The organism is uncultured Brachyspira sp. (assembly GCF_944390595.1).
In the GTDB taxonomy this organism is placed as follows: Bacteria; Spirochaetota; Brachyspiria; order Brachyspirales; family Brachyspiraceae; genus Brachyspira.
Map to the genome: position 1 here is coordinate 1 of NZ_CALXRN010000134.1, position 11,403 is coordinate 11,403.

Sequence of the window (11,403 nt, forward strand, 5' to 3'; positions counted from 1 at the left end):
TTAAAGGAGCAAAAGAATATTTTACAGGAGATGTTGAAGTAGAAATTCTTACAGAGCCTAATGAAGATTCACATTTCTCTGTAGCTTATGTAACATTTGAAGCAGGTGCCAGAACTGCATGGCATACTCACCCTTGCGGACAGCATTTAGTTGTAGTTGAAGGTATAGGACTTACTCAGGAAGAAGGCGGAGAAGTTTTGGAGTTTCATGCAGGAGAAGCTCTTTATTGTCCTAAAGATAAAAAACATTGGCATGGTGCTTCACCAGATTGCAGAATGAAACATATTGCTATCACTGGAGATAAAGACGGCAATAATGTTACTTGGTTAGAACATGTAACTGATGAAGAGTATAATGCTTATAAAAAGAATAAATAAGTATTGAATAACATTTATTTAAAATACTAAAAGTATCAATATAACTATAGTCATAATTTTTCTTAATCAATAAGGGTGAAATTTATGAAAAATAAAAAAAATAATATCAACATTCACTGCTTTAAGTATTATTTTAATAGCTGGTGTAATCTTTTATATATTCAAAAAAACAAATAACAATATAATCCCTGAACAGAAAATTTTTGCTCAAGAGATTAATATAAACAATTCAGGAGATAGAACAATGATAAATGATAATTTAATATTGTTAAAAGGCGGAAGCTTTATGATGGGAAGTCCTGAAAATGAAGTTCAGCGTGATAAAGATGAAGTTTTACATGAAGTGATAATAAACCCATTTTATATATCACCTTATGAAGTTACACAAAAAGAGTATCAAGCAGTAATGGGAGAAAATCCAAGCTACTTTAAAGGAGAAGATTTACCTGTAGAAAATATTACTTGGTATGATGCTATAGAATACTGCAATAGATTAAGCAAAAGCAAATGATAACTATCACTTCATGTCGATTATACATTTAATTTTCAAAATAACTTCTAATAGGAAGATAACATAATATATTTTATACATTTGATTTTTTTTGCAATAGGTATATTATAGTAAAAAATAATAATTGATTATATAGTTAGAAATTATAAAAGCTAGCCCAGCAGTACAAATAAATTATTTATTTGCTGATTATAGGCGGAGGCGAGCATAATAATAATAATAATAAAATTTCTATTAAAGGTTTGTATGAATATACTAGTTATAAATGGTCCTAATACAAATATGTTCGGTGTAGCTCAAACTAAAATTTTTGGAAATATTACACTTGGAGATATTGAAAAGAAAATAAAGGAAGCAGCAAGCGGAAATGCTAAAGTATCATTTTTTCAATCTAATCATGAAGGAGCGATAGTAGATAGAATACATAGGGCTTATGATGAAAGCATAGATTATATAATAATAAACGCCGGATCCTATACTCATACTTCTATAGCCATAAGAGATGCTTTTTTATCTACAAATATACCATTTATAGAAGTTCACATGAGTAATGTTCATGCAAGAGAAGATTTTAGAAATAAAAGCTATTTATCTGATATAGCATTGGGTGTAATTACAGGTTTTAGAGACAATAGTTATATATTAGCTTTGGCTCATTTATTATCTATACAAAAAAAGAAATAACGGAGTTTGAAAATGTGCAAATTAACTTTAACTGAAAGCGGTGAAAACAAAAAATTTGATTATGATGCCAGACTTGAAAGATTATTAAAATTAACAAATGAGAATCTGCTTATAACTAAAAATGAAAATATATTTTATCTAACAGGATTTAAAGGCAGTGCCGGATGGCTTCTTATAAAAGACGGCAAAAAATATTTATTTGTCGATTCAAGATACTGCGAGCATGCTACTAAAGTTACGCATAAAACTACTGTTATACTTGTAGCTGCTACATATTCGGATGCTTTGGGAGAATTTTGTAAAGAAAATAATATAAATGATATATCTGTGGCTAAAAGCGGTCTTTATCTTTCTGATTATGAAAATATAGTTGCTTCAATGGTTAATAATTCTATAAAAATAGGTATAAGCAAAGCTGATATAGACAGCATACGCAATATAAAAGAGAAAGAAGAAATAAAAATAATGAAAGATAATTTAAACAGGGCAGAAAAAGCAATGACAAAAATGCTTGCTTTCGTAAAAGAAGGAGTAACAGAACAAGAACTAGCGGCAGAATTAGAATATCAGATGCGTAAGGAAGGAGGAGATAAAACAGCATTCGACACAATTTTGCTTTTCGGTGACAGAACTTCTTTGCCTCATGGGGTGCCTTCTGATATAAAATTAAAACTTGGCGATAATATTCTAATGGATTTCGGATTATCAAGAGATGGATATAAAAGCGATATAACTAGAACATTCTTCTTTGGCAAAGGAGAGCATTTTAATGAAATGAGCAAAATATATAACATAGTTAGAGAAGCTCATAAAAAAGGAATAGAAACTATACATTCAGGTATTTCCGGAAAAGAAGTTGATAATGCTGCCAGAGAAATCATAAAAAATAATGGCTACGGACAATATTTCGGACATGGTTTAGGACATAGTGTAGGACTTGAAATACATGAATCTCCTAGACTTTCTCCTTTAGTTGATCATATACTTGACGGCGGATGTGTTGTCACAGTTGAACCCGGCATATATGTACCAAATTTAGGCGGTGTAAGAATAGAAAATATGGTAATAGTAACTAAAAACGGCGGAGTTTCTATAAATGATACGCCTACAGATTTAATTGTATTATAATTATTGACATATTATAATTTATATAGTATCATAAACAATATAATAAATTTTAATTAAATTTGAATAAAAATAATTATAAAAAACATTATGGCTAGAAGAAGAAAGAAAAAATCATCACCTTTATTATTAATAATAATCATACTTGTAATTACAGCAGGATACTATTATTATAACAACATATATAATAAAAAAGCATCGTCATCAAAAACACATAGAAATGAAAAAAAAGAAAATGTTACAAGATATAATAGAGATGACTGGGGTAATTGGGAAGATGAAGACAATGACGGGCTTAATACAAGACATGAAGTTTTAGCTAGAGAATCTTTAATTAAGCCTGTAATTTCAAATAATAGAGTTGTATCTGGAAAATGGTATGATAAGTTTACAGGAGAATATTTCACAGACCCAAAAGATTTGGATATAGATCATTTAGTACCATTAAAAAATGCCCATGCAAGCGGTGCTAGTAATTGGAGCAAAGAAAAGAAAAGCGAATACTATAACTATTTAAAAAATGATCATCATTTAGTAGCCGTATCAAAAGGAGCAAACCGTTCTAAAGGCGATAAATCTCCTGTTGAATGGCTGCCTCCAAATGAAGAATATCAATGCGAATATGTACGCGAATGGTTTAAAATTAAAACAGACTGGGGACTTACCATAGAAGAAGGGTTTGATGAAGTTTCAAACAGAGTATGCAAAGGCAAATAAGCTTTATATACAATTATTTCTTTAAAATGTATCTGTTAATATTTTCTAGATGTTCTTCATAAGTAACAGAAAACGCATGCTTTCCTGTACCGTCAGCAACAAAGAAAATATAATCTGTATCAGCCGGATTTAATGCCGCCTCTATTGCTCTTCCGCCTGCAGAACATATAGGTCCTGGAGGAAGCCCTGTATTCTTATATGTATTATAAGGATGAACCATACGCAAATCATCATATTTTAAATTAGGTTTTTCTATATAATCACCCTTAACCAAAGTCATGGCATATATTGTTGTAGGATCTGCCTCAAGTCTCTTATCAATATTCAATCTGTTGTAATAAACTGAAGATATAAGTTTAGGATCATCAGAAGGTCCCATTTCTTTTTCTACTATAGAAGCCATAGTTAATACTTCATGTACAGTTCTTCCAATCTTTTTTGCTCTATCCTCTAAATCCGGAAACTGCTTGAATAATGAATCTATCATATATGTAACCAATACTTTTGTAGGATTGCCTTTAACAATATAGTATGTAGAAGGAAATATATAGCCTTCAACACTGTCTGAAGGAATATTATATTTTTTTAATATTTCTTTATCATGGCAAACTTCTAAAAATTCTTTCTTAGTAGTAAAGCCCTCAGCTTCTAAATAGTTAGCTATTTCATATATATTTTTACCCTCAGCAATGGTAAATTTAGCCATAGCCTGCTTGCCGCTGTTAATATGCTTCATAATATCTATCATGCTCATATCTCTGCTGATTTCATAATATCCGCTTAAAAGTTTTCTGTCATATTTAAGATATTTTGCAACAGCGAGGAATATTTTAGAGTTTCTAATCAACCCATGTAATTCTAATTTATTTGCTATAGCTGAGGCACCTTCTCCCTGCTTTATTTCAAAATAAACTTTTTCTTTATCTCCGCCTACAGGGCTAATCATATATTGAATGAATGCCGCAGATGAAGCTGAAACTATAGCTGCAAGTATAATTAATATAATAAATAGTTTTTTCATAAAATTCTCTTATACAAATATATTATTAGATAAAACAATTAATTAATCTATATGTAATATGTTAGAATGTATATCATTTACAGATACTTCTTTCTCTTCTCCGCTATCCATATTTTTTAATTTACACATTCCTCTTTTTAATTCATCTTCGCCAAGCAGAACAGCATATTTAGCATTTCTTTTATTGGCTGATTTAAATTGATTTTTCACAGATTTTCCGGTAAAGTCATAATCACAGCTTATATTATTAGCTCTTAATGTCTGCATTATTTTTAATACTTCATTTTCAGTTTCTTTGAAGGCTACAATAAATGCATCAAGTCTATCTGTTATAATACTGTTTTGACCTTCCAATACAAGTAAAAGCCTTTCAATTCCCATAGCACTTCCTACACCCGGAACATCTTTTCCATTATTAAAAAGACCGATTAAATTATCATATCTTCCGCCTCCAAGTATAGCACTTTGAGAACCTAAAGCATCTGTTTGAACCTCAAAAGCAGTTTTTGTATAATAATCCAAACCTCTAACCAGCATAGGCTCTACAATAAAATTCTGTCCTATTCTTGTAAGCTCTTCGCATAATTTATCAAAATGTTCTTTGCACTCATCGCATACATAATCATAAAATTTAGGTATATCTTTAATAGTTTCTTTACATTTTTCATTTTTACAGTCTAATATTCTTAATATATTACCTTCATATCTTTTCTGACAAGTTTCGCAAAGTTCTTCTTTTTTACTTCCTATAGCTTCTTTCAATGCATTATTATAAGAAGGTTTGCATTTAGAACATCCTACAGTATTTATTAAAAGATTAACATTATTAATACCAAACTCTTTTAAAACATTAATATTAAGAAGTATAATTTCAGCATCTATTAAAGGAGAAGAACCTCCAATGCATTCTATTCCAAATTGATTGAACTCTCTGTATCTTCCTTTCTGCGGACGCTCTGCCCTATACATAGTACCTAAATAAAATAATTTATTTATAGCAAACTCATTTTGCATAGAATTCTCAACATAAGCACGGGCAACAGAAGCAGTACCTTCAGGTCTTAAAGTAAGAGAACGTCCTCCCCTGTCTTCAAAAGTGAACATCTCTTTACCTACAATATCCGTTCCTTCTCCTATTCCTCTGGTAAAAAGATCCGTATATTCAAATAAAGGGGTTCTTATTCTCCCGTATCCGTAAAGCTTAACTATATTTTTTATTTTATTTTCTATGAATTCTAATTTTTTAGATGAATCATAGAAAAAATCATTCGTACCTCTAGGTTTTTTTATTTCCAACATATTAATTCAATCCTATTATTATTTTAATACTTCTTCAGTTTTTGTGCTTCCGCTTTTTGCAGTACTTTTTGGCGGAGCATACAAAGGCTTAGCATTATTAACTGCATTAATATTTGTTATATTTTCTCTATAAGAAGGCATTGATGATAAATCCTTAAATCTAGTAGAAGAATAATCCAATATTTGAGTATTTGCTGGTTTTGAAGATAGTATATTAATAAAATTATTTCTATCAGTTTCGCTTGCAACACCTATTCTGCTTCTCCAATAAATAACTGTTGAATAATATCTATCATCCTCTGTAAGAGAAGAAGCAACCTCAGCAAACATTTTATCAGCCTCATACAAGTTATTATAAGCAAATAAGTTAACAGCACCTAAATAAAGTCTTGTTCTCATCAAAAGATTAGAATTATCTTTTTTATTATAAGCAAAAGTCAAATCTGATTTAGCCTGAGCAGCAAATTCAGCAGATTTTCTTCCTTCATTCAAAAATCTTGAATAATAAGAAACACCTCTATAATAAGCATATTCCTCAACAGAAATACCCATATATTCATTATAAGGATTTGTATTAAACCACTCTGTAGCAACTTTGGAAGGTCTTGATAAAACTTCTCTTATTATATTTCTAGTATTTTCTGCATTTCCGTCATATTTATTAGCATGTACATTTTCTTTTCCAACTGTTAAAGAAACATCTTCTTCTTTTTTTGGTTCTTCCAATAAATCTTCATCAATATCTTCTTTAGCAGTATTTTCTATATTTTCTGTAACTTCATCTTTTTTAGATTCATCCTTTACTATTATAGAAAATAAATTGTACTTATCTTTTTCTACTTGTACATTATTAGTATATAATTTGTCAGCAAAAGATATATAAGCCTCATATTCTCCTTCAGAAACTTCAATAATAAAATTAGTAGAAACATCTGTTTTAAATGAATAATCTTCTATATCTATGCCTATAGTTCCATTATTAGGATTCTTATCTATTAATATAGTTAATGGATAAAGCATTTTTTCATTTAGATTTTCTTCATTTAAATTATTATTAGTAACAGCACTGTTATTATTTGTTTCTTTTAATATATTAGTTTCATATTCTACAGTCTCAGGATCCTCTATAAGTATTTCATCAACTGTTTCTCTATCTATTGATGGAATCTTTCTATTTGATGCTCTTTCAGGCGTTTTTTCTTTTTTGGCTATATCTTGAAGTTCTCCTAACTTTTCTTCATTTTCTTTTTCTAAAGGAATTTCATTTACTTCCTCATTATTATTTTCTTTTTCTATATCTTCTTCTATATCTTCTATTTCTTTTGCTGGAGAATATCTTTCAAAAACCGCAAATTTCTGATCTGTATAAACAGGAAGCCCCTCTTCTTCAGGAAGTACTGGAATAGAATTTTTTATAAGCATATACACATCCATATCTGATGTAGTCCACTCATAAACTTTCTGATTCATATTTTCAGGGGTTTTTAAATTTCTTATCATTTCGTTAATACTTTTATTTTCTCCTGAAAAATAATCATGTATAAAATTATCCGGATTTCTTGAAAGTATCATCAATGTTTGATAATATGTTTCATAAACTTTCGGAGTAATATAACTCAAATACATACTCCAATATATAGAAGTAGCATAATTAGGATTAGATGTCTGGCAATTATCAGCATAATATTTAAATATTCTAGCAGGCAGTTCCTTATCTCCTGGCAAAACCGTAAGTATGCCTCCTATATAAAGAAATGCTCTGTCTTTATATGAATAAACAGGATCATTAGGCAATTCTAATGCTTGTCTAAAATCACTAGCTGCTCTATTAACCTCTGTTCTTGCACCTCTAAACTTAATAAATGATGAATATCTGCTTACACCTCTATAAAAATCAAATACATATTCATTAACTCCATATTCAGGACTATATGTATTTTCTTTAAACCATTCTATTGCCTTTTTAGGAGATTTTTCCTGCAAATCTTCTATATATTCAGGGAATGTTAATCTATTTTGTGAAAATAAATTATAATACAATATCATCATAAATAGAATAGAAAAAAGTTTTTTCATTTTTTTACCCTTTGTTTTATACGATTTATATCATATAAAATATCGAAATATATTAATATTTTACTATAAAAAAATATAATATCAAGTACAAAATGGATACGGAAAATTAAATAACTATTCTATCATTGCCCTGACGTTTAAGAAGTTTTTCTCTTTCTAAAGCATTTAATAAAGGAATAACGTATTTTCTTGAAAGCCCCGTTTTTTCTTTAACAAATGCTATTGTTATAATATCTTTTGGTTTAGAGTTTTTCATAATTAAATTTTTTACTCTATTATAAACTTCAATATGATAATATATTCCCTCTTCAAGATACATTGCTTGTTTTGAAGCTGATAACACTTTTATATCTTTTATTCCATTTGTAAATGTTTTTATAACTTTTTCATCTAAGCCATTTAAATCTTCTTTTTTCAATCTTTCAAGAAGCTGCTTTTGCGAATTAGTAAGCTCAACACTCTGAGTATATTTTTTATATATATTATTAAAAGGCATTATAATCTTATTTTGAACAAGATGATCTATGAAAGGCTTAGTAAATGCATTATCTATATTAAGATGATTTCTTATATCTTCAAAAGAAAAACCATCCTTTTTACTTTCTATCAATTTTTTAGCCTCAATTAAAAGATTATTTAAATAATCTTTTTTAACAAAGAAGTTAGACATTTTAATTGCATATTCAGGCAATTCTCCATTAGCAGCAGAATATCCATTTACAGACATAACTAGATCCGTATATTTGTCTCTTTTTATTTTGCCTAAAAAATCATGGGCATTATCCATTATACTTTTTCTAATCTGCGGTGTAGTTTTGCTTCCCCAAAATACATCCCCAGTTCCTATTATGGCACTTCCTCCATGGCTTATTAATATTCCTCTTTCTTTCCAAAATACGGATATAGGCTCATCAAATTTAAGTCTTATAAATCTATCATCTATTTCTCTGATATCAACTTCAGTTTTCACTTTCTTTTCAGATTCATTATAAGATGCTCTTTTATACATAGGAATAATTTGAGCAACCAAACATTCAGTACCAATTGCAAACTCAGCATTTTTAATCTTTTTTAAATATTCTACATCGCTGTTATGAACCAACTCTAATATAATTTCATCTGTTAAAAATACTGTTTCATCTTTATCGCATAAAAGATGTCCTCTTCTTATTTCTTCTTTTTTTATATTCTTTAAATTTATAGCAATACGTGAAGTAGCATATACAATTTCTCTATCTTCATGGTAAGATTGTATATTTCTTATAGAAACTTCTCTCTTAGTAGGATAATGTATTAATGTATCGTCTTTTTTTATGCTGCCGCCTTTTATACTGCCTGTAATTGTAAGTCCTGCACCTTTTATAGAAAAAACTCTATCAACATAAATATGTGTCTTTATATCATCTGAAGATTTATCATTAAGCAATATATCAGTTATTCTTTCTTTTAAAAAGTCTATATTAGTACCATTTATAGCAGAAACTTTTACTATTTCTATATCTTTATTAAATATTCTATATAAATTCTTTTTAATATTTTCTTCACTTTCTTTTAATCTATTTTCATCAACAAGGTCTATTTTATTCATTACGCATATAATATTTCTTATGCCAAGCGATAAAGCAACTTTGGCATGCTCTTCAGTCATATTCATCCAACCTTCATTAGCACATACTACAAGCATAACTAAATCCAAACTCCACATGCCTGCTACCATATTTCTAATAAACCTTTCATGACCAGGAACGTCTATTACTCCAATAGTAATATCTTCATTAGGCTTGAAAAATCCAAAACCTAAATCTATAGTCATCTCCCTCTTTTTTTCTTCAGGGAGTCTCATCATAGCAATACCAGTTAAGGCTTTTATTAATTCTGATTTACCATGGTCAACATGACCAGCTGTTCCTATAATTCTATTCACTTATATTTCCTTTATTTTTAGCAATAAACTCTATGCAATTTATTCACATAATTTCTATGTAAAAATACTAAATTTTGTACACATTTTTAATAGAAAAAATAATAATTTCTATTAAAAAATAAAAAAACTTTTATAACAAATTACTATCTATAATTTTTTTCAGCACCTCCCTAACATATTCTATATCATCATCATTTATGGTAATAACATAAATAAGAACAAAATCTTTTTTTATCTTTGGTATAATAGGTATATCTAAGTTATGCATAAATTTAATAGTTGCTTTTATATCTTTAGGTTTAAAACTAATAGCATAAGATGGATAGAAAGTATCCGCCATAGCTCCGCCGCCTGTTTCTATAGTTTCTTCTATAACATCGAAACCGCTGATATTTTCTATAATTTTTAATGCTTTTTGTTTTATAATATCCGGCTTAATAGAAAGTAAAGTTTCACAATAACCCTTAAATTGACCTGTGGAATTTAATCTTTTTATAACGCTTTTTTCCAAAATAGATAAAACTGTTTTACCGCATCTAAAAGCTCTCATCAAAGGATGCTTATATATTCTGGATATATACTCTCTTTTTCCAACTATAATACCAGCCTGCACACTTGAAAACATTTTATCCCCGGAAAAACATACCAAATCTACACCGCTTTTTAAAGCAGATTTTACATGTTCTTCTTCAGACATATTCTCATCAAATATTCCTGCACCTTCATCATAAACTAATGGTATATTATTTGGTACAGCGTCTCTTATCTTTTTAAATGACGGATGCTTAACAAATCCTCTAATTTTAAAGTTAGAAGCATGCACTTTAAGTATCATAGCAGTATTTTCTGTTACAGCTTCCTCATAATCCTTTACAGTTACTATATTAGTTGTGCCTATTTCTACAAATTTAGCTCCTGCCTCTCTAAGTATATCAGGAATTCTAAATCCTCCTCCTATTTGTACCTGCTCTCCCCTAGAAACTATAACCTCTTTGCCTTGTGCTAAGGTTTTCAATATTAAAAATACAGCAGCAGCATTATTATTAACAACCAATGCATCTTCAGCGCCTGTTAATTTAGCCAAAAGAGAATATAGAAACTCACCTCTTAAACCTCTGCCTTCGCTATTAATATTGTATTCAAGGTTATTGCTTGCTGTGTTTAGTGCTTTTACCTCATCCCATACATCACTGTCTATAGGAGAACGTCCTAAATTAGTATGCATAATGGTACCTGTAGCATTTATAACTTTTTTTATTGGAAGATTGGATCTTTGTTTTACCTTTTTTTCACATAATTTGATAATATCTTCTTTTGAATAGCTGGCATTTTTATTTTTTATCTCTATTCTAAGTTTTTCTAAGGTATCGCGTATTATATCTGCTACTATAGGACGGGAAAGAATTTTAAAATATGGTTTTATAGAATCATGCTCTAATACAGTATTGGTTTGTATTAAGTTAAACTTGTTGTTCACTGTTAGCCTCTCTCTAATGAAATTAAATATAAAATATACTTTAAGATAAGAGACTATTAATTATGAGTAATTTAATCATACTATAACTTTTATAATCGCTTATTTATCGGAAGAGGCAGGAGTTGAACCTGCCGATGTCGCTATGACATCCAACGCTTTTGAAGAGCGCGGAGCCCACCGGGACTCATCTAC

General features: G+C 29.2%; 10 protein-coding genes. 5 read left to right on the forward strand and 5 right to left on the reverse strand.

Features of this window, described 5'->3' with window-relative positions:
• The 5 genes from Q0J90_RS08025 to Q0J90_RS08045 all read left to right on the forward strand — a co-directional run.
• Window positions 1-377 (forward strand): cupin domain-containing protein (locus tag Q0J90_RS08025; protein WP_297277408.1); only part of this gene is annotated, 377 nt, incomplete at its 5' end.
• 244 nt (window positions 378-621) lie between these two features.
• Entirely contained in the window at window positions 622-888 is a 267-nt protein-coding gene (locus tag Q0J90_RS08030; protein ID WP_297277409.1) for a formylglycine-generating enzyme family protein, read from the forward strand.
• A 246-nt stretch (window positions 889-1,134) separates the two neighbouring features.
• Window positions 1,135-1,572: a type II 3-dehydroquinate dehydratase gene (gene aroQ, locus Q0J90_RS08035; protein ID WP_297277410.1), complete on the forward strand. Its 438-nt coding sequence runs from the start codon at window positions 1,135-1,137 to the stop codon at window positions 1,570-1,572.
• Window positions 1,573-1,584: 12 nt separating this feature from the next.
• On the forward strand, window positions 1,585-2,700 hold the full coding sequence (locus Q0J90_RS08040; RefSeq protein WP_297277411.1) for a Xaa-Pro peptidase family protein: 1,116 nt from the start codon (window positions 1,585-1,587) through the stop codon (window positions 2,698-2,700).
• 87 nt (window positions 2,701-2,787) lie between these two features.
• On the forward strand, window positions 2,788-3,414 hold the full coding sequence (locus Q0J90_RS08045) for an HNH endonuclease family protein (RefSeq protein ID WP_297277412.1): 627 nt from the start codon (window positions 2,788-2,790) through the stop codon (window positions 3,412-3,414).
• Between the two features lie 13 nt (window positions 3,415-3,427).
• Here Q0J90_RS08045 and mltG read toward each other — a convergent pair whose 3' ends face one another.
• From mltG to selA, 5 genes are all read right to left on the reverse strand, one after another.
• Complete coding sequence (gene mltG, locus Q0J90_RS08050) at window positions 3,428-4,435, reverse strand: endolytic transglycosylase MltG (RefSeq protein WP_297277413.1); 1,008 nt, start codon at window positions 4,433-4,435, stop codon at window positions 3,428-3,430.
• A 42-nt stretch (window positions 4,436-4,477) separates the two neighbouring features.
• Window positions 4,478-5,734, reverse strand: a complete 1,257-nt coding sequence (hisS, locus tag Q0J90_RS08055; protein ID WP_297277414.1) for a histidine--tRNA ligase — start codon at window positions 5,732-5,734, stop codon at window positions 4,478-4,480.
• A gap of 18 nt (window positions 5,735-5,752) precedes the next feature.
• Entirely contained in the window at window positions 5,753-7,810 is a 2,058-nt protein-coding gene (locus Q0J90_RS08060) for a hypothetical protein (protein ID WP_297277415.1), read from the reverse strand.
• A 106-nt stretch (window positions 7,811-7,916) separates the two neighbouring features.
• Window positions 7,917-9,734: a selenocysteine-specific translation elongation factor gene (selB, locus tag Q0J90_RS08065; protein ID WP_297277416.1), complete on the reverse strand. Its 1,818-nt coding sequence runs from the start codon at window positions 9,732-9,734 to the stop codon at window positions 7,917-7,919.
• Between the two features lie 130 nt (window positions 9,735-9,864).
• Entirely contained in the window at window positions 9,865-11,211 is a 1,347-nt protein-coding gene (selA, locus tag Q0J90_RS08070) for an L-seryl-tRNA(Sec) selenium transferase (RefSeq protein ID WP_297277417.1), read from the reverse strand.
• Window positions 11,212-11,403: the final 192 nt, after the last annotated feature.

Excerpts from the sequence above, each read along its gene's own strand:
- Q0J90_RS08030 (WP_297277409.1), top strand. The coding sequence starts at position 622 with ATGATAAATGATAATTTAATATTGTTAAAAGGCGGAAGCTTTATGATG.
- aroQ (WP_297277410.1), top strand. The coding sequence starts at position 1,135 with ATGAATATACTAGTTATAAATGGTCCTAATACAAATATGTTCGGTGTA.
- Q0J90_RS08040 (WP_297277411.1), top strand. The coding sequence starts at position 1,585 with ATGTGCAAATTAACTTTAACTGAAAGCGGTGAAAACAAAAAATTTGAT.
- Q0J90_RS08045 (WP_297277412.1), top strand. The coding sequence starts at position 2,788 with ATGGCTAGAAGAAGAAAGAAAAAATCATCACCTTTATTATTAATAATA.
- mltG (WP_297277413.1), bottom strand. The coding sequence starts at position 4,435 with ATGAAAAAACTATTTATTATATTAATTATACTTGCAGCTATAGTTTCA.
- hisS (WP_297277414.1), bottom strand. The coding sequence starts at position 5,734 with ATGTTGGAAATAAAAAAACCTAGAGGTACGAATGATTTTTTCTATGAT.
- Q0J90_RS08060 (WP_297277415.1), bottom strand. The coding sequence starts at position 7,810 with ATGAAAAAACTTTTTTCTATTCTATTTATGATGATATTGTATTATAAT.